Genomic DNA, 23530 nt, shown 5'->3' on the forward strand with positions numbered 1-23530 from the left:
CTCGGACGCCTTTTTTCATGCCGGCCCGGCAATGGAAGCGGGCCAAGGTTGATCCAACTCAACCCCTTTATGCGGCAGCCGTCAACCCGTATCGTCGTGCACTGGCGTTCTTATCCCTCACTTCTATAATGGTTTGTTAAATCAAACCCATACGATGTCAGAGGACTTCATGAGCGAGCAACACCACGAAGAAGCCCATACCGGCCCCATCAAGAATCCCAAGCATTTGCTGCTTGCCGTCTTCTTCTCGTTTGTCGTTCCCGTCTTCGTGATCATTGGTCTGGTCAAGTTCGTGACCTCGTCGGACACCACGGGCGCAGGCTCCAGCCATGCCGAAATGTCCAAGGCCGTGCGCCTGCAGAAGGTCGGCAGTGTGGAGATACGCGATGCCAACCGTCCCCTGCGCAGCGGCGAGGAGGTCTTCAAGTCCCAATGCTCGGCCTGCCACGCCACCGGCGCTGCGGGAGCGCCCAAGTTCCAGGACACCGCGGCCTGGGGCCCGCGCATCAAGCAAAGCCTTGAGACCCTGGTGCACTCTGCGCTGAGCGGCAAGGGCGCCATGGCGGCCCAGGGCGGCGGCGAGTTCAACGACACCGAAATTGCGCGTGGCGTGGTCTATATGGCCAATGCCGCCGGTGCCAGCTTCCCCGAGCCTCAGGCGCCTGCAGGTGCGGCCGGCGCCGAAGCCTCCGCTGCTCCTGCTCCTACCGCGACACCGGCTCCCGCCGCCGCTGCACCGGCCGCAGCCCCCGTCGCCGAGGCCGCCCCCGCGGCCACCGGAGCCGATGCCGGCAAGAATCTCTACAGCACGACCTGCGTGGCCTGCCATGGCAGCGGTGTGGCGGGCGCACCCAAGTTTGGCGACAAGGCCGCCTGGGCTCCCTTTATTGCCAAGGGCATGGACGATATGGTGCAAAAAGCCACTCAGGGCGTAGGTGCCATGCCTCCCAAGGGCGGCTCCACGGCTTCCGATGCGGACTTCAAGGCCGCCATCCAGTACATGGTGAATGCAGCCAAGTAAGCCCCTGCTTCTGCCATGAAAAAACCGGCCTGGTGCCGGTTTTTTATTGTTATCGCCGTAAACCTTTTCCAGGCAAGCGTCAACAGCTATCAATTTTGCAGAGCTTGCGGGCTCAGCACAAAGCCGAAGCGCTGCGGCAGCTGCACGGCGTCGACCTCCTGCAGCTCTGGCAGCTCGCCGCGCTCCAGTGCATCGGCTGCATCCAGCATGTCCAGGCTGTGGACCATGCCCAGGCCCTGCGGCAGCAGCAGAAACAGCCGCCCCTGCTGATCCAGCAAGACCCGTTCCACGGCGGCCACCGGCAGCTCCTGGCCCGTGTGACTTTGCAGCTGCAGGCCCTGCTCCGCGCCGCGCAAGCGCCATATCCAGGGCGCGGCTTCCAGCTCCACATACACGCGCTGCGGACCATTCTGGAAATACCAGCGGCCGTCGGCCTCGGCCATATAGTTGCGGCCTATGAAGGCGGCCAGCTTTTCCTGGCTCACCGCATGGCCCTTGGCCCCTTCGCGGCCGCTGGCAAACGCGCCGCAGGCCTGGGCCTCGGCGTCCCGCAGCCACCATTGGCCGCGCGCATCCAGACCCAGCCAGCCCGCACAGGCCGGCACATTGGGCCATTTGGCCATGGCCTGTTTCACGATCTCATCCATTGCCACACTCCTCGTTGCTCGGCTCCAGCCATTGCGCCAGCCACTGCGTCACGGCCAGCGGCATGGCCTGCACATGGGCCGGCCAGGCGCCCGATGAAAAACCCACATGGCCGCCATGCGGCGGCTGCCACAGCTGCACGGACGCGCTGACATCGCCGGGCCCGGGCAGGCTGTCCGCAGGCACGAAAGGATCGTTGCGCGCATTCAGCAGCAGCAGGGGCAGGGCCACCTGCTTGAGCAGGGGCTTGGCGGATGCCCGTCGCCAGTAATCATCGGCGTCCCTGAAGCCATGGACCGGGCCGGTAAACACATCGTCAAACGCATGCAGCGTGCGCGCGCGCTGCAGCCTGGCCCTGTCGAACAGCCCCGGCGACTGCTGCCACTTGGCCAGGGCCTTGGGCACCAGGGTGCGCATGAACATGGGGGTGTAGAGCCAGCGGTTCAGTCCACGGCCCAGATTGGCTCCACCGGCCACCAGATCCAGCGGCGCGCAAACCACGGCGGCGGCCGTGACGAGCTCGGCCGCCGCCTGGCGCTGCAGGCCCGCCCAGCGGGCCAGGGCGTTGCCGCCCAGCGACACTCCCATGGCCAGCAGTCCGCCTCGCATGCGCGGCCGCAGCTGACGCAAGATCCAGTCCACCTCGTCGGCATCCCCCGAGTGATAGGCGCGCGGCAGGCGGTTGGGTTCGCCGCTGCAGCCGCGGAAATGCGGCACGGCCAGGCTCCAGCCGCGCTGCGCACAGACCTGTGCCAGCGCCAGGGCGTAGTGGCTCGAAGAGGAGCCCTCCAAGCCATGGAACAACACCAGCAGCGGCACTTGTGCGGCAGGGGCATGGCCTGAAAAGTCGACGTCGATAAAGTCGCCATCGGGCGTCTCCCAGCGCTCGCGCCGCCAGCGCAGCGGCGCATCGCCGGCCACGCTGCGGCGTGAACACAGGGCCGACCAGATGGTCTGCACATGACCGCCGGGCTGCCACCAGGGTGCACGAAATGTCTGCAGGTCCATGTTTCTAACCCCGCCAGACCTTGAGCCCAGCCAGCAGCATGCGCGGCCCGGCCGGCGCGACCGGGCCCAGGCGCCGCGCGGCGCGCAAGACATGCAGTGTAGAGACCTCGGACATGGCTCCAATGCTAGCGTCTCGCGCCTCCAGGCAACCGCTGGCGCCGCGCAAAAGCCCATGTGCTATTGTTTCATTTATCTTTTTTGCGAATGGATGCGCCCATGAAACGCTGGCTTCTGCTGTTGCTGACTTTTGCGTCGCTGCTGTCCCTGAACGGCTGCGGCTACAACGACTTCCAGCGCCTCGACGAAAAGACCAAGGCCGCCTGGAGCGAGGTGCTCAACCAGTACCAGCGCCGCTCGGACCTGGTCCCGAATATCGTGGCGACCGTCAAGGGCGAAGCCAATTTCGAGCAGGAAACCCTGACCAAGGTGATCGAAGCGCGCTCCAAAGCCACCTCCATCCAGGCCACGCCGGACCTCATCAACAACCCCGAGGCCTTCAACAAATTCCAGCAGGCCCAGGGCGAGCTGTCTGGCGCGCTGTCGCGCCTGATGGTGGTTGCCGAGCGCTACCCGGATCTCAAGGCCAACCAGGCTTTCCGCGATCTGCGCGTGACCCTGGAGGGTACGGAAAACCGCATTACGGTGGCGCGCAACGAGTACATAGGCACCGTGCAGGCCTATAACGTGCTGGCACGCAGCTTCCCGAGCAATATCACGGCCAAGGTGTTCGGCTATTCCGTCAAACCCAACTTCACGGTGCAGAACGAGGCCCAGATTTCCGAGCCGCCCAAGGTGGACTTCTCGGCCCCGGCGGCCCCTGCCGGAGCCAAGTAACCGCCACCGCGCCCAGATCCCATGCCAAACAAGACGCCAGCCCTTATTTGCAGAGCGCTTGCAGCTATTGTTTTTGCATGGCTGGGACTGCTCGCCGCGCTGCCGGCCTGGGCCCAGGCCGGCACCCAGCTGCAGCCCGTGCCCGAGCTCACGGGCCGTGTGATCGACACCACCGGCACGCTGGCCAGCGGCGATCTGCAGTCGCTCGGCGCCCAGCTCAAGAAGCTCGAGGACGACACCGGCGCCCAGGTCGTGGTGCTCATGGTGCCGACCACGGCGCCCGAGGACATTGCCGCCTATGCCTGGCGCGTGGCCAGCAGCTGGAAGCTGGGCCGCAAGGAGATAGGCGACGGCTCTCTGATCGTGGTGGCCAAGAACGACAGGCGCATGCGCATCGAGGTGGCGCGCAGGCTTGAAGGCGCGATTCCCGACATCCAGGCGGGCCGCATCATAGACGGGGCCATGAAGCCGCGCTTTCGCGCCGACGACTATGCGGGCGGCCTGTCCGCGGCCATAGAGCAGATGGGCCTGCTGATTCGCGGTGAAAAACTGCCTGCCCCCGAAGCTCAGCGCGCCAGGCAGTCCTGGACCCAGCATGCCGACTTCTTGCTGCCGCTGCTGTTCTTCGGCTTTCCGCTAGGCATTGCCGTGGCGCGCGCCGTCTTCGGGCGCGCAGTGGGCTCGCTGGTCGTGGGCGGTGCCGCCGGGGCCCTCGCCTATGTGTTTACCACCAGCCTGATGATTGCGGGATTTGCAGCCTTTCTGGGACTGCTCTTCACCCTGCTCTCCAATCTGTCGCGCGGCGGCCGGGGTGGCCCCTATATAGGCACGGGAGGCGGTGGCTGGAGCAGCGGCGGAGGTGGCGGCAGCTGGAGTTCCGGCGGCGGCGACAGCTTCAGCTCGGGCGGCGGTGGCAGCTTTGGTGGCGGCGGCGCCTCGGGGGATTGGTGAGATGAGCAGTGTTTTCCATCGCTTCGCGCGCCTGGTGCGCCATCGCTGGGCCGAGCTGCATCTGCGCCGGGCCCTGCCCGCGGCCACGCTTGCCGAGCTAGAACAGCTGATCGCCCACAGCGAGCTCGGCCATACCGGCCAGGTGCGCATCTGCGTGGAGGCCGGCCTGCCGTTCAGCTATATCTGGCGCGATGCCACGCCGCGCCAGCGCGCGCTGTCGCTGTTCGGCAAGCTGCGCGTCTGGGACACCGAACACAACAACGGCGCGCTGATCTATCTGCTGCTGGCCGACCATGCGATAGAGATCGTGGCCGACCGCGCGCTGGATCGCACCATGAGCGCAGAGCAGTGGCAAACGCTGCTCAGCGATATGCAGTCGGCCTTCCAGAGCGGCCATTTCAGCGTGGGGCTGGTGACGGCGCTGGAGCGCGTGAGCCGCCATCTGCAGCATCATTTTCCGCGCCGCAGCGAGCCAGGCCATGGGCAGGACGAGGACCACCTGCCCGACGCCCCCGTGGGGCAACAGCATTTGCCGCGCCGCAACAGCTGAGCGGCATGAAGCGCTTCAAGCCGGCCAGTGGCGCCCCGGCGACGCAAGCAGCCACAGCAGGGCCGCGACATTGACCAGGGCCAGCGACCAGAACCGCAGCTGAAAGCTGGTCTTGCTCGACTTGTGACGCAGCCACTGCTGGGCCAGTACCGCTCCGGGCCAACCGCCCAGCAGCGCCAGAGCCTGCAAGGTGTTCTCGGGCGTGCGCCAGCGGCCCTGCTGGGCCGACCACTTGTCCTGCCAATAGGCCATGAAGGTCAGCGCACTCAGTCCCGCATAGGCCAGCCAGACCCAGCGCGGCATGCTCCAGAAAACCGAGGCGGCCAGCATCAGCAGCAGCCAGGCCAGCAGCATCCCATAGCTGAACCGGCTGGAAGCCTGCCAGCCGGCCGCGCGGGCGGTCTGCGCCGTCCTGGCGCGTGGCTGGCCCCCGATTGGCGGCTGCGGCTTGCGCCAGGCGACCTGCTGCGCGCGCTTCCTGCCGTTTTCCAGCCCCACGGCAAATTCCAGCCTCTGCCCGGGCTGGGGGCGCTGCTCGGCGGGCGGACGCGGCACAAAAGCGCTGATGTGCACAAAGACCTTTTCGCCGCCGGCATCGGCCTCGATCCAGCCGAAGCCCCGCTCGTCATGCCACTGAACCAGGGTTCCCCGATAACGCATAGCGCTCATTTCTTGTTGTCGTCACAGTTTGAGGCCGCACGGCGATGGTCGGCAAATCGCCGGAACGAAGCTGTTGGATGATTGCAAAATAGCTGCCTGTCCTGCGCCGCCAGACCGGTTAGCGCCGGTGACTGTGTTAGCTTCGGGACAGCCGCATTTTCCAAAGAAAGCACCACCGCATGAAGAAATCTTCGCTCTCTCTTGCCATCATCAGCTCGGCCCTGGCGCTGAGTGCCTGCTCGTCCATCATCCCCAAGGGCGCCGAAACGCCCGACGAATACGACTATGTGCTGAGCTGCAAGCTCAAGGTCGATGATCCCAAGAAGTGCGAAGCCCAGGCGCGTGCCATGTGCGACGACCCCAGCAAGGCCGTGATCCGCAAGTCCCGCCATGTGGACCCCAAGGACAACTCCGTGGTCTACGCCTATCAGGCCGCCTGCAACAACTAAGCGGCAGCCCGCACTGGAACCAAAGGCTTGGGCTGGCGCTCAAGCCTTTTTGCCGTCTGCGCCTGATTCGGCCACAAAAAAAGCCACCGGAGCGATCCGGTGGCTTTTTTCACTGCAGGCAGCCGCATGGGAGCCGCACAACGAAGGATCAACGCTTCTGGCGATACTTGCGCAGGGCGGCAATCTGGGCCGCCATGACGGCCAGCTCGGACTGCGCGCGGGCAATGTCCAGCTCGCCCTTGGCGTTCTTCAGGGCTTCCTCGGCGGCAGCCTTGGCCTCGTTGGCCTTTTGCTCGTCCAGATCCTTGCCGCGGATGGCGGTGTCGGACAGCACGGTCACGCAGTTGGGTTGCACTTCCAAAATGCCGCCGGCCACGAAGACGAACTCTTCGCTGCCATCAGGCATTTCGATGCGCACCGAACCCGGCTTGATGCGGGTGATCAGCGGTGTGTGGCGGGGATAAATGCCCAGCTCGCCCGCTTCACCAGGCAAGGCGACAAAACGCGCTTCACCGGCGAAGATGGACTCTTCGGCACTGACCACATCAACGTGGATGGTGTTCATCTTTGCTCCTCAAAAAAGGTAAGACTGGAACTTGGAACCGGCAGGGCCCAGATCGGGGACACCGAGCAAGGGCCGCCCCGCAGCGAAGGTGTCGTCCCCCTCCTGAAAGAGAGGGGGAAGCGACGCAGTCGCTCAGGGGGTGCCGCAGGCTCAAGCCGCCAGCTTCTTGGCCTTCTCGAAGGCTTCGTCGATGGTACCAACCATGTAGAAGGCCTGCTCGGGCAGGTGGTCGGCTTCGCCGTTCACGATCATCTTGAAACCACGGATGGTTTCGGCCAGAGGAACGTACTTGCCGGGAGCGCCGGTGAACACTTCGGCCACGTGGAAGGGCTGCGACAGGAAACGCTGCATCTTACGAGCGCGGGACACGACCAGCTTGTCTTCGGGAGCCAGCTCGTCCATACCCAGAATCGCGATGATGTCGCGCAGTTCCTTGTAGCGCTGCAGCGTACCCTGCACTTGGCGAGCCACCTTGTAGTGCTCTTCGCCAACCACTTGCGGGTCCAGCTGACGGCTGGTGGAGTCCAGAGGATCCACCGCGGGGTAGATACCCAGCGATGCGATGTCACGGGACAGCACGACGGTGGAGTCCAAGTGAGCGAACGTCGTGGCAGGCGAAGGGTCGGTCAAGTCGTCGGCAGGCACGTAAACGGCCTGGATCGAAGTGATCGAACCCACCTTGGTGGAGGTAATACGCTCTTGCAGCTTGCCCATTTCTTCGGCCAGAGTAGGCTGGTAGCCCACGGCGGAAGGCATACGGCCCAGCAGAGCGGACACTTCGGTACCGGCCAGCGTGTAGCGGTAGATGTTGTCCACGAAGAACAGCACGTCCTTGCCTTCGTCACGGAAGGCTTCGGCCATTGTCAGACCGGTCAGCGCCACGCGCAGACGGTTTCCTGGGGGCTCGTTCATCTGGCCGTAAACCATGGCAACCTTGGATTCGTTCAGGTTGGCCTGGTTCACCACACCGGCGTCCGACATTTCGTGATAGAAGTCGTTGCCTTCACGGGTACGTTCGCCCACACCAGCAAACACCGACAGACCACCGTGGCCCTTGGCGATGTTGTTGATGAGTTCCATCATGTTCACGGTCTTGCCCACACCGGCGCCACCGAACAGACCCACCTTGCCGCCCTTGGCGAAAGGAGAAATCAGGTCGATCACCTTGATGCCGGTTTCCAGCAGTTCCTGCGAAGGCGACAGTTCGTCGTAGGCGGGAGCCTTGCGGTGGATAGGGGCAGTCAGTGCCTGGTCCACATCGCCGCGCTCGTCGATGGGGTTGCCCAGCACGTCCATGATGCGACCCAGAGTCGCCTTGCCCACGGGCACGGTGATGGGGTTGCCGGTGTTGGTGACCATCAGACCGCGCTTCAGGCCGTCCGAAGAACCCAGGGCAATGGTACGCACCACGCCGTCGCCCAGCTGCTGCTGAACTTCCAGGGTCAGGGCCGTGCCTTCCAGCTTCAAGGCGTCATACACCTTGGGCACCTGGCCGTGGGCAAACTCCACGTCCACCACGGCGCCGATACATTGAACAATCTTGCCTTGTACTTGAGCCATTTTTTGCTCCAATCTGTTTGTTCGTTAAAGCCGTTTACACAGCGGCTGCGCCTGCCACGATTTCCGACAACTCGGTCGTAATCGCTGCCTGACGCGTCTTGTTGTAGACCAGCTTCAACTCGCTGATGACGTTGCCGGCGTTGTCGGTAGCGGCCTTCATGGCCACCATGCGCGCCGATTGCTCGGACGCCATGTTTTCCGCAACTGCCTGGTACACGAGGGACTCCACGTAACGAACCAGCAGTTCGTCGATGACGCTCTGAGCGTCAGGTTCGTAGATGTATTCCCAGGATGCACCCGTCTTCTCGGCTTGCAATTTTTCGGACGACAGGGGGAGCAGTTGCTCCACCACCGACTCCTGCTTCATGGTGTTGATGAACTTGGTGTACGCCAAGTACACCGCGCTCAGCTTGCCTTCAGCATATTGGTCCAGCAACACCTTGACAGGCCCGATGAGCTTGTCCAAGTGAGGCGTGTCGCCCAAGCCTGTAGCGTGAGAGACCACCTTGGCACCGACACGGTTCAGGAAACCCAGTCCCTTGCCGCCAATGGCCACTGCATCTGTCGCAACACCCGCATCTTGCAGTTCGCGCAACTTGTTAGTGACGACACGCAACACGTTGGTGTTCATGCCACCGCACAAACCCTTGTCGGTCGTCACCACGATGACGCCGACCTTCTTGGCATCGTTCACTTGCATGAACGGATGCACATACTCAGGGTTAGCTTCGCCAAGATGGGCTGCAATGTTGCGGATTTTTTCGCTGTATGGACGGGCAGCCAACATCCGGTCCTGCGCCTTGCGCATTTTGGATGCAGCCACCATTTCCATGGCTTTGGTGATCTTCTTGGTGTTTTCCACCGATTTGATCTTGCCGCGTATTTCCTTACCTGCTGCCATGATGACTCCTCGCCGGTATTAAGCGAAGGACTTCTTGAATGCAGTAATGGCTGCAGTCAGTTCGGCTTCGTCCTTGCCTTCCTTGTCGAAAGCACGCTTTTCGTTCAGACGGTCCAGCAGAGCGCCGTGGCTGGTCTTCAGGAACTGGTGCAGACCAGACTCGAAGGACAGCACTTGCTTGACTTCGATGCCGTCCATGAAGCCCTTGTTCACTGCGAACAGCGAAGCGGCCATCAGAGCGGTCGACAGGGGCGAGTACTGAGCTTGCTTCAGCAGTTCGGTCACGCGGGCACCGCGGTCCAGCTGCTTGCGGGTCGCTTCGTCCAGATCGGAAGCGAACTGGGCAAACGCTGCCAGTTCACGGTACTGCGCCAGGTCGGTACGGATACCGCCGGACAGGCCCTTCACCACCTTGGTCTGAGCGGAACCACCCACGCGGGACACCGAAATACCGGCATTGATAGCGGGACGGATACCGGCATTGAACAAGCTGGTTTCCAGGAAGATCTGGCCATCGGTAATCGAAATCACGTTCGTGGGAACGAAAGCGGACACGTCGCCAGCCTGTGTTTCGATGATAGGCAGAGCGGTCAGAGAACCGGTCTTGCCCTTGACTTCACCCTTGGTGAAAGCTTCGACGTAGTCGGCGTTCACGCGAGCGGCACGCTCCAGCAGACGGCTGTGGAGATAGAACACGTCGCCGGGGAAGGCTTCACGTCCGGGAGGACGGCGCAGCAGCAGAGACACTTGACGGTAAGCCACGGCTTGCTTGGACAGATCGTCATAAACGATCAAAGCGTCTTCACCGCGATCGCGGAAGTATTCGCCCATCGTGCAGCCGGAGTAGGCCGACACGTACTGCATGGCAGCCGATTCGGAAGCGGTAGCAGCCACGACGATGGTGTATTCCATCGCGCCGGCTTGTTCCAGAGCGCGCACCACGTTCTTGATCGAAGAAGCCTTCTGACCAATCGCCACGTAGATGCAGGTAACGCCTTGGCCCTTCTGGTTGATGATGGCATCGATAGCGACAGCCGTCTTACCAGTCTGGCGGTCACCGATGATCAGCTCGCGCTGGCCACGGCCCACGGGCACCATGGAGTCGATGGACTTGATACCGGTCTGCAGAGGCTGGTCCACGGATTGACGCGCGATCACACCGGGAGCGACCTTTTCGATCACGTCGGTCATCTTGGCGTTGATCGGGCCCTTGCCGTCGATGGGCTGACCCAGGGCGTTCACCACGCGGCCGACCAGTTCGGGGCCCACGGGCACTTCCAGAATACGGCCGGTGCACTTGACGGTGTTGCCTTCGGCGATGTGCTCGTAAGCACCCAGAATCACGGCGCCGACGGAGTCGCGCTCCAAGTTCAGGGCCAGACCGTAGGTGGGCTGACCATCGGCACCGGCGGGGAACTCCAGCATTTCGCCAGCCATCACGTCCGACAGGCCGTGCACGCGCACGATACCGTCGGTCACCGAGACCACGGTACCTTGGTTGCGGACGTCAGTGCTAGCAGCCAGCCCTTCGATGCGGCTCTTAATCAGTTCAGAAATTTCTGCGGGATTGAGTTGCATGACTCTTTCCTTCTTTCTTGTGTGTTAGCCGAGACCTCAAGCGCGCATTACGCGGTGAGGGCCGCTTTCATTTGTTCCAGACGGGCCTTGACGGAGGTATCGAGCACCTCGTCGCCCACCACGACGCGAACGCCACCGATCAGCGAGTCATCCTGCTTTACAGTGAGGTTCAGCTTGCGGCCAAAGCGCTTTTCCAGCGAAGCGCCCAGCTCGGCCAGCGCTGCATCCGCAATGGGGAAAGCGCTGAACACCACGGCATCCGAAGAGCCGCTCTTGCTGTTCACGAGGCTGCGGAACTGAGCTGCCACTTCGGGCAGCGCGTCCAGACGGCCGTTTTCGAGAATCACACGCAGAAAGTTGCGTGCGGACTCGGGCAATGCCGACTTGACCACCCCCGTGATGAGATCGAACACCTGAGTGCCGGTCACATTCGGGTTGTCGGCCAGTTGGCGCAATTGCGGATTGGCGGCAATCGCCGCCAATTCCTCCACCCAAGCGACAGTGCTGCTCAAATCTGCGCCCTTGTCGGCGCAGGCTTTGAACAATGCTTCGGCGTAAGGGCGGGCAATGGTGGCGAGTTCTGCCATTTTTGCTTTCCTTACAGCTCTGTCTTGAGGCGGTTCAGCAGATCAGCGTGGACGCCGGCATTGACTTCCTTCTTCAGGATCTGCTCGGCACCCTTGACAGCCAGTGCAGCCACTTGCTCACGCAGGGCTTCACGGGCGGCAACGGCTTGCTGCTCGGCTTCGGCGCGGGCAGCGGCAACAATCTTGTTGCCTTCTTCTGTCGCGCGGGCTTTGGCCTCTTCGATGATGGCCTGGGCGCGGCGTTCGGCGTCCGCAAGCCGCGAAGCTGTTTCGTTGCGCGTCTGGGCCAATTCCTGCTCGACGCGCTTGTTGACAGCGGTCAGTTCGGTCTTGGCCTTGTCGGCAGCAGCGAGGCCATCGGCGATTTTCTGGGCTCGCTCATCCAGTGCCTTCGCGATCGGGGGCCACACGAACTTCATCGTGAACAGCGCCAAGACCAGGAAAACACCGAGCTGAACGAACAGGGTCGCGTTGATACTCACGGCAACACCTTTCTATTTAGGGCGTTGAACGGAGCTTAGGCCACCAGTTGGAAGGGGTTGGCGAAAGCGAACAGCAGGGCGATAGCAACACCGATCAGGAAGGCGGCGTCGATCAGACCGGCCAAGATGAACATCTTGGTTTGCAGTTCATTGATCAGCTCAGGCTGACGTGCCGAGGATTCCAGGAACTTGCCACCCATCAGGGCGATACCGATCGAAGCGCCGATAGCGCCCAGACCAACAATCAGACCGCAAGCCAGAGCGACGAGACCGAGAACGTTTTCCATGATGACTCCTAGGGATTAAAGGAAAGTTGAATTGAAAGGGAAAGGTCAGTGAGCTTCATGTGCCTGGCCGAGGTAAATCAGCGTCAGCATCATGAAAATGAAGGCCTGCAGGGTGATGATCAGAATGTGGAAGATCGCCCAGATAGAGCCTGCAATGATGTGCCCCACAGGGAGCAACACACCAGAGAGCGACATAGCCGCCGCACCACCCATCAGGGCAATCAGCATGAACACCAACTCACCAGCGTACATGTTGCCGAACAGTCGCATGCCATGCGACACGGTCTTGGCAACGTATTCAATGATCTGCATAGCCAGGTTCACGACACCCAGGATCACAGCAAAAATCGGATTCTTCGAGGTGCCGAACGGAGCGGTCACCAGTTCGTGCGCCCAGCCGCCCAGGCCCTTGATCTTCACGGAGTAGATCAGGCACAGCACCAGCACGCCGGTCGACAGACCCAGGGTGGTGGACAGGTCGGCCGTAGGCACGACACGCAGATAAGCGTGGTGGTCGCCGGTGCCGTGCTGCCACAGCACGGGCAACAGGTCCACGGGCAGCATGTCCATGGCGTTCATCAGGAAGATCCAGACGAACACGGTCAGAGCCAGGGGGGCGATGAACTTGCGCGATTGAGCGTTGTGGATATTGGCCTTGGCCTGGTTGTCCACCATCTCGACCAGCATTTCCACGGCAGCCTGGAAGCGACCGGGAACGCCGGAAGTAGCCTTGCGAGCGGCCAGCCACATCACGAACAGACCCAGCAGACCCAGCACGACGCTGACGGTGATGGAGTCCAGATTAATCACGGAAAAGTCCACGATGGACTTCTGCTTGATGTTCTGGAGGTGCTGCAAGTGGTGAACGATGTATTCACTTGCCGTTGGTGCGTGCTCTTCTGCGGCCATCGTCAACTTCTCTCAAATATCAATCGGTTTTTTGGACACCGGATCGCACCAGAAGCGCAATCCAATACGTTTTCATTACGACTATCAAGCCGACCAGCAAAGCCAGCCAGCTCAAGTTGGGCACCAGCTTGGGCGCAGCCGCCAACATGGCGATGCACAGCACCAGCTTGACCAGTTCCCAACCGAAAATTCCTGCCATGGCCGCCCCGGCACCTCCCGGCCGCTGACGCACCACACCTCTTGCAAACAAAGCCGCCGGCAGTACCACCGACAAAGCCCCATAGCCCGCCGACCATCCGGCCGCCGCACGCCCCGTCACCAGCCAGGCCAGCAAGGCCACGATGACTCCGACGGCCGCCTGGACCGCAACCATGCGCCAGACCGAGACCTGCGGAAAGCGCGAGCGCCATGCCGAGGCTTCCTGTGCCGTCAGGGGCTTGAAGTCTTCAACTTCGTCCTCATCCTGGTAATCAGCGGGCATCTTCGTCATGTTTTCTTTCGCACCACTGACCAGAACCGGGCAAGACTTTTTTACAAAGCCTCTGATTATAAGTAAAAACCCCCGACGATCGATAGGGGTTGATACCGTCATGAGCAAAAGGTCTTTGAACAAATTGCACGGCTGTCGCTGCAGGCCAACAATCGCCGGCCCGGGCTTCGACGCGGCGCAAGTGTGCCTCAGTCGGATGACGGAGTGCCCGGAATTGTCCGCCGCCCCCAGGGGACTTTGAGCCCCTCGGGCATGCTCTTCCGGCGCGGATTTAGGCCTACGCGCGCGTGCCACACGGGCGTGGCGCACAATCTTCGCCATAGCAGCACTCCTGGAACGGGAGCGCTTCGGATTACAAGCCAGCAACGGGATATCACCATGAACGACTCCACACCCAGCACCTCCGCCGCCAATGAGAACGGGTCCGCGGAAGATCCGCGCAAGGACTCGCTGATCGAGTACCCGAGCCAGTTCCCGATCAAGGTCATGGGCCTCAAGGACGAGCATCTGGTGCACGAGATCACCAAGATCGCCGAAAGGTTCGACCCCCATTTCGACGCCACCACCATCGAGCTGCGCCCCAGCTCGGGCGGCAAATACCTGGGCGTGACCATCACCATCACCGCCACCAGCCGCGAACAGCTGGACGACACCTACCGCGCCCTGACCTCGCACCCTCTGGTCAAGGTGGTACTGTGAACGCAGCCCCGGCCGCGCCCATGGATCTGCGCATTCTGGGCCGCACCGGCTACGCAGCCACGGTGGCCGCCATGCAGGAGTTCACGCGCACCCGCGATGCGGGCACCCGCGACGAGCTCTGGGTTTGCGAGCACTCACCACATTTCACCCAGGGACTGGCCGGCAACAGCGACCATATGCTGAGCCCCGGCGAGATCCCCGTGGTGGCCACCAATCGCGGCGGCCAGGTGACCTATCACGGCCCCGGCCAGGTCGTGGCCTATCCACTGCTGGACCTGCAGCGCATGGGCTACTTCGTCAAGGAATATGTGTACCGGCTCGAGGATGCCGTGATCCGCACGCTGGAGCACTTCGGCGTCACCGGTCACCGCGTGGCCGGTGCGCCCGGCATCTATGTGCGCCTCGACGACCCGCGCAGCCACGCCATGCTGGAGCAGCGCCCCCAGCTGCGCGAGCCCGGCAGCCCGCCGCCCGAGCCCCATTTCGAGGGCCTGGGCAAGATCGCGGCACTGGGCATCAAGGTCAGCCGCCACAGCACCTACCACGGAGTGGCCCTCAATGTCGATATGGATTTGGAACCTTATTCGCGAATCAACCCTTGCGGATACGCAGGGCTGAGAACCGTGGACCTTTCTACAATCGGCGTACAGACAACCTGGGACGACGCCGCGCATGTGCTGGGCCGCCAGCTGAAGGCGCGTCTGACTCCCTGAAGGCAAATCATGAGCACCAACGAAGTCGTGCGCGAAGCGCAATCCCAAGCCGATTACAACCCGCTGGCCAAGCAGAAGGCTGCCGCCAAGCTCTCGCGCATCCCCGTGAAGGTGGAGCAGGCCGAAGTGCTCAAGAAGCCCGAGTGGATCCGCGTCAAGGCCGGCAGCCCCAGCACGCGCTTCTACGAGATCAAGGACATTCTGCGCAAGAACAATCTGCACACGGTCTGCGAGGAAGCCTCCTGCCCCAATATCGGCGAATGCTTCGGCAAGGGCACGGCCACCTTCATGATCATGGGCGACAAGTGCACGCGCCGCTGCCCGTTCTGCGACGTGGGCCACGGCCGCCCCGATCCGCTGGACGTGAACGAGCCGCTGAACCTGGCGCGCACCATTGCTGCGCTGCGCCTGAAATACGTGGTGATCACCAGTGTGGACCGCGACGACCTGCGCGACGGCGGCTCGGGCCACTTTGTGGAATGCATCAAGAACATCCGCGAACTCTCGCCCGAGACGCAGATCGAGATCCTGGTGCCCGATTTCCGCGGCCGCGACGACCGCGCGCTGGAGATCCTCAAATCGGCACCGCCCGATGTGATGAACCACAACCTGGAAACCGCGCCGCGCCTGTACAAGGAAGCGCGCCCCGGCTCCGACTATCAGTTCAGCCTGAACCTGCTCAAGAAGTTCAAGGAACTGCACCCCAATGTGCCGACCAAGAGCGGCATCATGGTGGGCCTGGGCGAAACCGACGAGGAAATCCTGCAGGTCATGCGCGATATGCGCGCCCACAACATCGACATGTTGACCATCGGCCAGTACCTGGCTCCTACCAACAGCCACCTGCCCGTGCGCCGCTATGTGCACCCCGACACCTTCAAGATGTTCGAGGAAGAAGCCTACAAGATGGGCTTCACCCATGCCGCCGTGGGCGCCATGGTGCGCTCCAGCTACCACGCCGACCAGCAGGCGCATGCCGCCGGCGTCTGACCCTTGCCACCCGCTCACCAAGCCCGCATGCCGCGGGCTTTTTTTATGGCCGGCAGCGTTTGGGACAATAAAAAAGCAGAGCTGCTCGCGCATGCTCTGCCGTCATCTGGAGTGGTTTTCTCTCCGAATACCCTGTCGATCCAATACCAGTGCCCTGCAAAACAAGGCACGCAGCTCCGATCTCATCGCAAAAAAAAAGCCTGGCTAACCGGCAAACCGCTGGCTGGCAAAAACGACTGCAGGCTGAACAGGCCCGACGAGTCGCCCCACGATGAAACCGAGCTGTGCAGCGCCTGAATCCCACCAGAGTCGTTGCGCTGCAAGCTGGAACGCATCTTAACACCAAATGAGAATCAATCTCAATTGATTTTTCACAGTCGATGCAAAAGATTCTGTAAGCGGCTGTTTTGCAGCCACTTCGCAACCGTTGGCGCTTCTGACCTGCAAGCAGGGTGTCGGCCTCAATGGCGTTGCAAGACCAGACGGGCTTGATCGAAACGACGCGCACGCAGGTCATCGCGGCGGATCCACAGATAGAGCTGACCACTGTCGCCCCAGCCCATGCCGCCTTTTTCATCGCTGCCGATCTGCAGCAGCAAAAGCCATTGCGTTGCGGTATCGCGCACGGACTGCAAGGCGGCATCCGCATAGGCCTTGCCATTGCCGCAGCAATGGCCCGCAGCCACCAGCGCGCACTCGGTCTGCATATCGCTTTGCACGGGCGTAGGCCAGCCGCCTATGCGGTGGCAGCAGCTGTCCTCCCCGTCGCTGCCGGCACCGTTTTGCGCCTCGTCATGCCACCACTCGGCAAAGCGTTCGCCCTGTTCATCGGAGAGGTCCAGGCCCAGTGCAGCCCACTGCGCAGCCTCCATCGGCAAGGGCGTGCAGCAGGCATGCAGCTCGCAGGCCATGGGCGAAAGCTGCCAGTGCTCCGGCAAGTCCCGCAGGGCCGGTGGCAGTTGCCGCCGCTCCAAAGCGGCGGCGTCCTCGGAAAAAATCAGCTTCAGGGCGCAGGCATCGGCCGGGTCATAGCCCCAGGGCTGCTCCACCAGATCGTAGAAGACGGAAAGCACACCGGCCCGGGGGAAATCTTCGTCTACCGGAGCGACCGCCCGAACCTCGGCAAAGTTGATCTGGGCCAGAAAGCTCAGGGGAAAGGGCTTTTCAAGCCTCGCGACATGCTGCAAGGCCTCTTCACGGAACTGCCGGGCCTGCTGCGGTGTGGCCCAGCTCCAGCGGCGGTCGGGCGCCACGCTGTCCGCGCGATGCGACTGCACGCGCTGGAGGTGGTCGGGATAGGGGCCGCGCTCGGGCCAGCCCGTGCCGGCAGGCAGGTCGGGACGGCCGCCGAGCTTGGTGCAGCCGGGCGCGATGTCAGCCTCATCCGCGACGGACGAGGTCTTCAGCCAGACCGCGGGTCTGGCCTGCTCGGCCAGGCGCCGGGCCAGGCCCTCGTCTTCCAGCACCGGGATCAAAGCCTGGGCGAGCTGCTGCGGATTGGCATAGTCCATGGCCGGGACCTTGTCAGTGCGCCAGCAGCTCTGCGGGGTTGTCGCTGTTGATGACCTCTCTTGCCCAGGGCTCGAGCTTGCTGGCATCCGCGCGCAGTATCTCCTGCTTGATCGCCAGAATCTGCGCCGGGTGCATGGAGAAGCTGCGTAGCCCCAGACCCAGCAGCAGCCGGGTCATGCTCACATCGCCGGCCATCTCGCCGCAGACGCTGATCTCCTTGCCCGCCTCGTTGGCGGCGGCAATCACCTCGGCCACCAGCCGCAGCACGGCCGGGTGCATGGGGTCGTAGAGATGGGCCACGGTCTCGTCGGCGCGGTCTATGGCCAGCGTGTACTGGATCAGGTCGTTGGTGCCTATGGACAGGAAGTCGAAATACCGGAGAAAGGTGCGCACCATGAGCGCCGCCGCCGGTATCTCTATCATCGCGCCGAGCTTGACCTGGCCGTAGGCCACGCCGCGTGCGTCCAGCTCGCTCTGCGCCTGCCGCAGCTGGGCCAGGGTCTGCTCGATCTCGCTGCGATGGGCCAGCATGGGGAACAGCAGCTTGACCTGCCCATGGGCCGCCGCGCGCAGAATGGCGCGCAGCTGGGTGCGGAACATGGCGGTGTCGGCCAGGCTCCAGCGAATCGCGCGCAGACCCAGCGCGGGGTTGAGGTAATAGTCCTTGGGTTGTGCCTTGTCCAGCGGCTTGTCGGCGCCCACATCCAGCGTGCGTATGGTGACCGGCATGCCCTGCATGCCGTTGAGCGCCTCGCGGTAGGCGCGGTACTGCTCCTCCTCCCCGGGCAGATTGCCGCTGCGGCCCATGAAGAGGAATTCGGAGCGGAACAGGCCCACGCCCACGGCGCCCGCGCGCACGGCCGCGGCCCCGTCGCTGGGCTGCTCGATATTGGCCAGCAGCTCCACCTTCTGCCCGTCCATGGTGAGCGAAGGCGTGAAGCGCAGGCGCGCCAGGCGCTCGCGCTCGAGCTCGTTCTGGCGCTGCCTGAAGCTGTATTCGGCCAGGATGATGGGCGTGGGGTCGACGATCACCACGCCTTCGTTGCCGTCGATGATGAGCCAGTCGTCCTGGCGTATCAGCTGGCTGGCGGCGCGCGCGCCCACCACGGCCGGGATGTCCATGCTGCGCGCCACGATGGCCGTGTGGCTGGTCTTGCCGCCCACGGCGGTGACGAAGCCCGCAAACACCTTGCTCTTGAACTGCAGCATGTCGGCCGGCGACAGGTCCTGGGCCACCAGCACCAGCGGAGTTTCGCTCGCGCCTTCCAACGCCAGCTGCGGCCCGCCCTCGGCCGGTGCCATGGGTGGCGAGATGGGGCTGGCCGCACCCTTCATATGGCGCAGGATGCGCTCCACCACCTGCTCCAGGTCGGCCTTGCGCTCGCGCAGGTACTCGTCGTCCATCTCGTCGAACTGGCGCGAGATGATCTCCAGCTGCGTGGTCAGCGCCCATTCGGCGTTGTACAGGCGCTCGGAAATCCAGTTGCGTATGGCCTCGGCCAGCGCCTGATCCTGCAGCAGCATCAGGTGCACATCCAGCAACGCATCCAGCTCGCCGGGCGCATCCTTGGGCATTTCCTCCTGCAGGCGCCGCAGCTCGTCGATCACGGCGTTGCGCGCATCGCGCGCGCGCGCGATCTCGGCCTCCACCTGGTCGGGACGTATGAAGTAGTGCACCACCTCCATGCGGCTGGAGGCCACGACCACCGCGCGTCCAATCGCAATTCCCCGGGATACGGCCAGGCCGTGGATTGCAAATGTCATAGCGAATGCCCTTTCGCAACTGCTGCGATTGCTTCTTGCTCTTGTTTCCGCAGCAGACAGCACGTATCCCTGCCGCATCGCGACACGAAAACCTGCTCTTTGCTGCGTCCGGCAGGGTCTGCTGCGGCCCTGCCCCATCCTCAGCCCTGCGCGCCACAGCTGTCAACACGGCACGGCGCGCAGACAGCTTTTACTGGCCTTCGCCGAATTTGTCGTTGATCAGCGCCGCCAGCGCATCGATCGCCTGCTGCTCCTGCTCGCCATCGGTCTCCAGTTCCACTTCGGAGCCTATGCCGGCGGCCAGCATCATCACGCCCATGATGCTCTTGGCATTGACGCGGCGTTCGCCCTTGGTCAGCCAGACTTCGCAGGGAAAGCTGCCCGCCAGCTTGGTCAGCTTGGCCGAGGCGCGGGCATGCAGGCCCAATTTATTGCTGATGGTTATATTCGTCTTGATCATGAGAAGGTCGTGCGCTTTGATTTTGTCTGGAACTGCTGGCCACCTGCATCACGCCCTGGCTGCCGCCCACCATGGCCCTGGCGACCAGGGCATCCAGCGGCTCATGTCGATAGGTAATCGAGCGCAGCAGCATGGGCAGGTTCACTCCCGCCACCAGCCGCGCCGGCAATTGCCCCGTGAGGCGCTGGGCCACATTGCAGGGCGTGGCGCCGAACAGATCGGTCAGCACCAGCGTCGGAGCCTCCAGCCCGCCCTGCCCCGCAGCCAGCAAAGCCAGAGCGCGCTCCAGCGTGGCCTCGGGTGCCTCATGGGAAGGCACGTCCAAGGCCAGCAGGTCGTCGGCGCTATCGGCAAACACATGCAGGGCGCATTCGCGCAGCGCAGTGGCCAGCGGAGCGTGGGTGAGCAAAAGAATGCGCGTGGTCATGGGATCACAGTTCTTGATAGCAAATTATGGCGCGTTGACGGGATGGCCTAGATATTGAATGCGTGAGCCGGGTTTGCAGCACGTGAGGGATGGAGGCAGCTACTGCAGCCGCAGCCCCGCAAAAAACGTGTCGGCCTCGGCCGGCAGGACCTGGTCCGCGTAAATCACCGCGTGATAGACCCGCGCGGCCTGGCCCTCCATGCGGGCAAACCACAGGCCGTGGCCTACGACCTTGCGCCCTCCGGCGTCCAGGCCCTCGAAAGTCAGGCGCTGCGACTGCGGCAGGTTCAGCGCCCCGGCACTCACCCAGGGGCCGTCGCCTCTGGCATGCAGCAGCGCAGCCTGGCCCGCGGCCTGCTCGGAATGCAGCTGGGCCAGCACCGCGGCCTGCCAGTAGGTCAGGGTCTCGGCCGCGCGCGCGGGCTCCGCCACCCGGAAATGCGAGACCGCATAGGTGGCTCGCCGCGCCTCGCAGCCCAGTACCGACAGCTGCACCGTACCCAGGCCCAGCGCCACGGGGCGCGTGGCGGTCTGCGGCTCGCAGGGCAGAGCGATCTGCAGCGGCGCATCCTTGAGCTGCACCGTGCGCCAGTTCAGGACCGGGCTGCAAGCGGCCAGCGCCAGCGCAACGCCGGCGGCAAGAATGACAGCTTTAGCCCTCAGAAACTTCATACAGGCATTATCGGCAGCGCCCGGTGCCGCACCCGCCACATAAGCCTAGGGTTGACCCGGGGTCCGCAGGCGACTGAACTTTTTGCCCCTGCCAAACTCCAACCGCCAGGATTTGTGCACAATCAATCGCTATGGCAAGCAAACATTGGATCTTGGGCCTTGTGGCCGCCGCCGCTATCGGCATCGGGGCTTGGGTGTATTCGGGCGCCGGACAGTCGGCCGCGCCGCAGTCCACCTTCGTGCTGCTGGACGGCAGCCACAAGACCACCAACGACCTCAAGGGCAGGGTCACGCTGGTCAACTTCTGGGCCACCAGCTGCACCACCTGCGTGGGCGAGATGCCTGAAATCATCAGCACCTACAACAAATACAAGGACAAGGGCTTCGACACCCTGGCCGTGGCCATGAGCTACGACCCGCCCAGCTATGTGGTGAACTTTGTCGAGTCGCGCCAGCTGCCGTTCCAGGTGGCGCTGGACAACACCGGCAATGTGGCCAAGGCTTGGGGCGATGTGAAGCTCACGCCCTCCACCTTCATCGTCAACAAGCGCGGCGAGATCGTGAAGAGTTATGTGGGTGCGCCCGACTTCGCCGAGCTGCACAAGCTGATCGAAAAGCTGCTGGCCGAACCCGCCACGGTCTGATCTCAAAAAGTAGCTGCCGGCGCGCGACCCCACTGAGTTTCAAGCTGTTTTCTGCTTGAAAGGCTTGAACATCCAGCGCCAACAGCTATCAGTTCAAAAGCAGAACAAAAAAACCGGCTGCCCGCCGGTTTTTTATGGCCGCAGCAGGCGGAGCTCAGCGCTTGCGGAAGCTGTCGTGGCAGCTCTTGCAGCTGTTGGCGGCGGGGCCGAAAGCCGTCTTGAGGCTGTCCAGATTGCCGCTCTTGGCGGCCGCAGTGAGCTTGGCCGCCTCGGCCTCGGCCTTGCCCGCCAGGTCGTTGAACTTGGCCTGCTCCTGCCACACTTCGGGCTTGGCCTTGCCACCTTCGGTGCCGGCACCGAAGCCGGCCCAGGGCAGCTTGGACATCAGGGCCACGATCTCGGCGCTTTCCTGCGCGAGCTTGGCATCGAAAGCCATCTTGCCGTTGGCCATGGCGCCCAGACGGCCGAAGTGCGTGCCCATCACGCTCAAGGCGCTCTGACGGTATTTGATGGCATCTTCGGGCTTGGCAAATTGCGCCGCTGCCGGCAAGGCCGCGGAGGCGAGCACGGCGGCCAGAGCCAAGGCGGAGAAAGCTTTCATCGGGGTTTCCTTTCTTTTGAACAAACTGTCGCTGGCGAATTTCAAAAATCAGTATGCCAGAGGGTTGCGCGGCGCCCCGGGCGGCCTGCGGGCACAATGTGCTGCCACGATCCGCCCTGCATCACGCCCCCATGACACAGTCCTCCCACCCCGCCGCCGCCCGCAAAGTCCGCATCTGGGATCTGCCCACGCGCCTGTTCCACTGGCTGCTGGCCGGCTGCATCCTGGCGCTCACGGTCACCGGCAAGCTCGGCGGCAATGCGATGAACTGGCATCTGATCCTGGGCCAGACGGTGCTCGCGCTGCTGATCTTCCGCCTGCTCTGGGGCCTGGTCGGCGGCTACTGGTCGCGCTTTGGCAGCTTCACCCCCTCGCCAGCCGCGCTGGTGCGCTATCTGCGCGGCGGCGCCACGACGCGGGAGCATGCGGGCCACAATCCCCTGGGCGCTCTGTCGGTGCTGGTCATGCTCACCGTTTTGGTAGCGCAGGTGGCAAGCGGGCTGCTGAGCGACGATGAGATCGCCTTCAGCGGACCGCTGACCCGCTTTGTCTCGGGCGAAGCGATTTCCCTGGCCACCTACTATCACGCCCACTGGGGCCAATATCTGATCTACGGACTGGTGGGCCTGCACCTGCTGGCGGTTGCCTGGCACAGCCTCCGTGGTCAGCGGCTGGTTCCGGCCATGGTCACGGGCGACAAGCTGCTGGACGGCCCGGTCGCCACCAGCCGGGACAGCGCGGGCACGCGCCTGCTCGCCGCAGCGCTGGCCGTCGCGGCCAGCGCCATGGCCTGGTGGGTCGGCCAGCTGGGGCAGATCGCCGCTTTCTGAGCGCGGCCTGCCGTGCTTTAACCATGCGGCGCGCTTGCCGCTACACTGGACCTTCTTTCATCATTGCCTAGTTGCCGTGGACAAGCCTGCCGTGGACTTGTTGATCCCGACCCCGAAGGAAATGGACGCCGTGCGCCAGATCTTTCAGGAGTATGCGGACAGCCTGCACATCGACCTGGAATTTCAAGGATTCGAATCCGAAATCGCCGAACTTCCCGGCGAATATGCCGAGCCCCGGGGCCAGATTCTGCTGGCCCGCGTGGACGGAGCCATCGCCGGCTGCTGCGCGCTGCGCCCGCTCGACGATTGCGACTACCCCAATGCCGCCGAGATGAAGCGCCTCTATGTGCGCAAGGCCTTCCGCGGCTTCGGCCTGGGCCGCCAGTTGGCCGAGGCCATGCTCGACGTGGCCCGCCGTGCCGGTTATGACCATGTGCTGCTGGACACTCTCGACGATATGGAAGCCGCGCGCGCCCTGTATGTGGAGCTGGGCTTCGAATCCATCGAACCCTACTATCACAACCCCCTGCCCGGCGCGCATTACCTGAAGGCCGATATCTTGTAGCCCCCTGAGCCGCTACGCGGCGTCCCCCAGAGGGGGCGACAGCCTTTGCTGCGGGGCGGCGGGGCCGCCTAGGCCCTTGCTGGCCGTCTCTGGCCTGGCTGCGTCAGCGGTGGGCAGCCCAGGCTGCTTATATTTTTTGGCAACTGCGGTTTTGGCATTTAAGTTCCGCGCGGCCG

General features: G+C 63.3%; 30 protein-coding genes. 12 read left to right on the top strand and 18 right to left on the bottom strand.

Going from position 1 to position 23530, the window contains the following annotated elements; all coding sequences use genetic code 11:
- The first annotated feature begins 169 nt into the window (after nt 1-169).
- Nucleotides 170-1021 carry a c-type cytochrome gene (locus AB6724_RS05040; protein ID WP_369337415.1) on the top strand — a complete coding sequence of 284 codons (852 nt, stop codon included), beginning with the start codon at nt 170-172 and terminating at the stop codon, nt 1019-1021.
- A gap of 89 nt (nt 1022-1110) precedes the next feature.
- Here AB6724_RS05040 and AB6724_RS05045 read toward each other — a convergent pair whose 3' ends face one another.
- Nucleotides 1111-1668, bottom strand: a complete 558-nt coding sequence (locus AB6724_RS05045) for a DUF2946 family protein (protein WP_369337416.1) — start codon at nt 1666-1668, stop codon at nt 1111-1113.
- The gene (locus tag AB6724_RS05050) at nt 1661-2674 is read right to left on the bottom strand and encodes a YheT family hydrolase (protein WP_369337417.1); all 1014 of its coding nucleotides are present in this window, start codon (nt 2672-2674) and stop codon (nt 1661-1663) included. Before AB6724_RS05050 ends, AB6724_RS05045 begins: the two co-directional genes overlap by 8 nt.
- A gap of 216 nt (nt 2675-2890) precedes the next feature.
- On the opposite strand from AB6724_RS05050, the gene AB6724_RS05055 reads away from it, so the two are divergent.
- The 3 genes from AB6724_RS05055 to AB6724_RS05065 are packed head-to-tail and all read left to right on the top strand — an operon-like array spanning nt 2891 to nt 5009.
- Nucleotides 2891-3508, top strand: coding sequence for a LemA family protein (locus tag AB6724_RS05055; RefSeq protein WP_369337418.1), 618 nt, complete (start codon nt 2891-2893; stop codon nt 3506-3508).
- Between the two features lie 21 nt (nt 3509-3529).
- Complete coding sequence (locus AB6724_RS05060) at nt 3530-4459, top strand: TPM domain-containing protein (RefSeq protein ID WP_369337419.1); 930 nt, start codon at nt 3530-3532, stop codon at nt 4457-4459.
- A gap of 1 nt (nt 4460) precedes the next feature.
- Nucleotides 4461-5009, top strand: a complete 549-nt coding sequence (locus AB6724_RS05065; RefSeq protein ID WP_369337420.1) for a TPM domain-containing protein — start codon at nt 4461-4463, stop codon at nt 5007-5009.
- Between the two features lie 15 nt (nt 5010-5024).
- On the opposite strand, the gene AB6724_RS05070 is transcribed toward AB6724_RS05065, so the two are convergent.
- The gene (locus AB6724_RS05070) at nt 5025-5678 is read right to left on the bottom strand and encodes a DUF1294 domain-containing protein (RefSeq protein WP_369337421.1); all 654 of its coding nucleotides are present in this window, start codon (nt 5676-5678) and stop codon (nt 5025-5027) included.
- Nucleotides 5679-5848: 170 nt separating this feature from the next.
- On the opposite strand from AB6724_RS05070, the gene AB6724_RS05075 reads away from it, so the two are divergent.
- Nucleotides 5849-6118, top strand: coding sequence for a hypothetical protein (locus tag AB6724_RS05075; RefSeq protein ID WP_369337422.1), 270 nt, complete (start codon nt 5849-5851; stop codon nt 6116-6118).
- Between the two features lie 148 nt (nt 6119-6266).
- Here AB6724_RS05075 and AB6724_RS05080 read toward each other — a convergent pair whose 3' ends face one another.
- From AB6724_RS05080 to AB6724_RS05120, 9 genes are all read right to left on the bottom strand, one after another.
- Nucleotides 6267-6683, bottom strand: coding sequence for a F0F1 ATP synthase subunit epsilon (locus AB6724_RS05080; protein WP_369337423.1), 417 nt, complete (start codon nt 6681-6683; stop codon nt 6267-6269).
- A 150-nt stretch (nt 6684-6833) separates the two neighbouring features.
- A complete protein-coding gene (gene atpD / locus AB6724_RS05085; protein WP_087085357.1) occupies nt 6834-8243 on the bottom strand; it encodes a F0F1 ATP synthase subunit beta in 1410 nt (469 codons plus the stop codon).
- A gap of 34 nt (nt 8244-8277) precedes the next feature.
- Nucleotides 8278-9144 carry a F0F1 ATP synthase subunit gamma gene (gene atpG, locus AB6724_RS05090; RefSeq protein WP_003065400.1) on the bottom strand — a complete coding sequence of 289 codons (867 nt, stop codon included), beginning with the start codon at nt 9142-9144 and terminating at the stop codon, nt 8278-8280.
- A gap of 18 nt (nt 9145-9162) precedes the next feature.
- Nucleotides 9163-10722, bottom strand: a complete 1560-nt coding sequence (atpA, locus tag AB6724_RS05095; RefSeq protein WP_369337424.1) for a F0F1 ATP synthase subunit alpha — start codon at nt 10720-10722, stop codon at nt 9163-9165.
- 47 nt (nt 10723-10769) lie between these two features.
- Complete coding sequence (locus tag AB6724_RS05100) at nt 10770-11309, bottom strand: F0F1 ATP synthase subunit delta (protein ID WP_369337425.1); 540 nt, start codon at nt 11307-11309, stop codon at nt 10770-10772.
- Between the two features lie 11 nt (nt 11310-11320).
- Nucleotides 11321-11791: a F0F1 ATP synthase subunit B gene (locus AB6724_RS05105; protein ID WP_369337426.1), complete on the bottom strand. Its 471-nt coding sequence runs from the start codon at nt 11789-11791 to the stop codon at nt 11321-11323.
- 35 nt (nt 11792-11826) lie between these two features.
- Nucleotides 11827-12078, bottom strand: coding sequence for a F0F1 ATP synthase subunit C (atpE, locus tag AB6724_RS05110; protein WP_003059376.1), 252 nt, complete (start codon nt 12076-12078; stop codon nt 11827-11829).
- A 45-nt stretch (nt 12079-12123) separates the two neighbouring features.
- Nucleotides 12124-12987, bottom strand: a complete 864-nt coding sequence (atpB, locus tag AB6724_RS05115; protein ID WP_369337427.1) for a F0F1 ATP synthase subunit A — start codon at nt 12985-12987, stop codon at nt 12124-12126.
- Between the two features lie 19 nt (nt 12988-13006).
- Nucleotides 13007-13468 carry an ATP synthase subunit I gene (locus AB6724_RS05120; RefSeq protein WP_369337507.1) on the bottom strand — a complete coding sequence of 154 codons (462 nt, stop codon included), beginning with the start codon at nt 13466-13468 and terminating at the stop codon, nt 13007-13009.
- Between the two features lie 387 nt (nt 13469-13855).
- On the opposite strand from AB6724_RS05120, the gene AB6724_RS05125 reads away from it, so the two are divergent.
- Genes AB6724_RS05125 through AB6724_RS05140 form a run of 4 tightly spaced genes read left to right on the top strand, consistent with a single transcriptional unit; the run spans nt 13856 to nt 16176 of the window.
- Nucleotides 13856-14176: a YbeD family protein gene (locus AB6724_RS05125; protein ID WP_369337428.1), complete on the top strand. Its 321-nt coding sequence runs from the start codon at nt 13856-13858 to the stop codon at nt 14174-14176.
- Nucleotides 14177-14196: 20 nt separating this feature from the next.
- Nucleotides 14197-14889 carry a lipoyl(octanoyl) transferase LipB gene (lipB, locus tag AB6724_RS05130; protein WP_369337508.1) on the top strand — a complete coding sequence of 231 codons (693 nt, stop codon included), beginning with the start codon at nt 14197-14199 and terminating at the stop codon, nt 14887-14889.
- Nucleotides 14890-14898: 9 nt separating this feature from the next.
- Complete coding sequence (gene lipA / locus AB6724_RS05135) at nt 14899-15879, top strand: lipoyl synthase (RefSeq protein WP_369337429.1); 981 nt, start codon at nt 14899-14901, stop codon at nt 15877-15879.
- A gap of 45 nt (nt 15880-15924) precedes the next feature.
- Entirely contained in the window at nt 15925-16176 is a 252-nt protein-coding gene (locus AB6724_RS05140) for a hypothetical protein (protein WP_369337430.1), read from the top strand.
- A 164-nt stretch (nt 16177-16340) separates the two neighbouring features.
- Here the strand turns inward: AB6724_RS05140 and AB6724_RS05145 are convergent, their stop codons facing one another.
- The 5 genes from AB6724_RS05145 to AB6724_RS05165 all read right to left on the bottom strand — a co-directional run bounded on the left by AB6724_RS05145 (nt 16341) and on the right by AB6724_RS05165 (nt 20714).
- Complete coding sequence (locus AB6724_RS05145) at nt 16341-17390, bottom strand: YwqG family protein (protein WP_369337431.1); 1050 nt, start codon at nt 17388-17390, stop codon at nt 16341-16343.
- A gap of 13 nt (nt 17391-17403) precedes the next feature.
- Entirely contained in the window at nt 17404-19155 is a 1752-nt protein-coding gene (gene ptsP, locus AB6724_RS05150; RefSeq protein ID WP_369337432.1) for a phosphoenolpyruvate--protein phosphotransferase, read from the bottom strand.
- Nucleotides 19156-19345: 190 nt separating this feature from the next.
- Complete coding sequence (locus AB6724_RS05155; protein ID WP_369337433.1) at nt 19346-19615, bottom strand: HPr family phosphocarrier protein; 270 nt, start codon at nt 19613-19615, stop codon at nt 19346-19348.
- Entirely contained in the window at nt 19584-20042 is a 459-nt protein-coding gene (locus AB6724_RS05160) for a PTS sugar transporter subunit IIA (RefSeq protein WP_369337434.1), read from the bottom strand. Before AB6724_RS05160 ends, AB6724_RS05155 begins: the two co-directional genes overlap by 32 nt.
- A gap of 99 nt (nt 20043-20141) precedes the next feature.
- On the bottom strand, nt 20142-20714 hold the full coding sequence (locus tag AB6724_RS05165) for a hypothetical protein (RefSeq protein WP_369337435.1): 573 nt from the start codon (nt 20712-20714) through the stop codon (nt 20142-20144).
- A 131-nt stretch (nt 20715-20845) separates the two neighbouring features.
- Between AB6724_RS05165 and AB6724_RS05170 the strand changes: the two genes are divergently transcribed.
- Nucleotides 20846-21358: a peroxiredoxin family protein gene (locus tag AB6724_RS05170; protein WP_369337436.1), complete on the top strand. Its 513-nt coding sequence runs from the start codon at nt 20846-20848 to the stop codon at nt 21356-21358.
- Nucleotides 21359-21512: 154 nt separating this feature from the next.
- On the opposite strand, the gene AB6724_RS05175 is transcribed toward AB6724_RS05170, so the two are convergent.
- Nucleotides 21513-21959, bottom strand: coding sequence for a c-type cytochrome (locus tag AB6724_RS05175; protein WP_369337437.1), 447 nt, complete (start codon nt 21957-21959; stop codon nt 21513-21515).
- Nucleotides 21960-22090: 131 nt separating this feature from the next.
- Here AB6724_RS05175 and AB6724_RS05180 point away from each other — a divergent pair, with 131 nt between their 5' ends.
- Both AB6724_RS05180 and AB6724_RS05185 read left to right on the top strand, forming a co-directional pair.
- Nucleotides 22091-22789: a cytochrome b/b6 domain-containing protein gene (locus tag AB6724_RS05180; RefSeq protein WP_369337438.1), complete on the top strand. Its 699-nt coding sequence runs from the start codon at nt 22091-22093 to the stop codon at nt 22787-22789.
- Between the two features lie 76 nt (nt 22790-22865).
- Nucleotides 22866-23354 (top strand): GNAT family N-acetyltransferase, encoded by a 489-nt coding sequence (locus AB6724_RS05185; RefSeq protein WP_369337439.1) that lies wholly within the window; start codon nt 22866-22868, stop codon nt 23352-23354.
- The last annotated feature ends 176 nt before the right edge of the window (nt 23355-23530 follow it).

The organism is Comamonas guangdongensis (assembly GCF_041079535.1).
Taxonomy (GTDB): Bacteria; Pseudomonadota; Gammaproteobacteria; order Burkholderiales; family Burkholderiaceae_C; genus Comamonas; species Comamonas guangdongensis.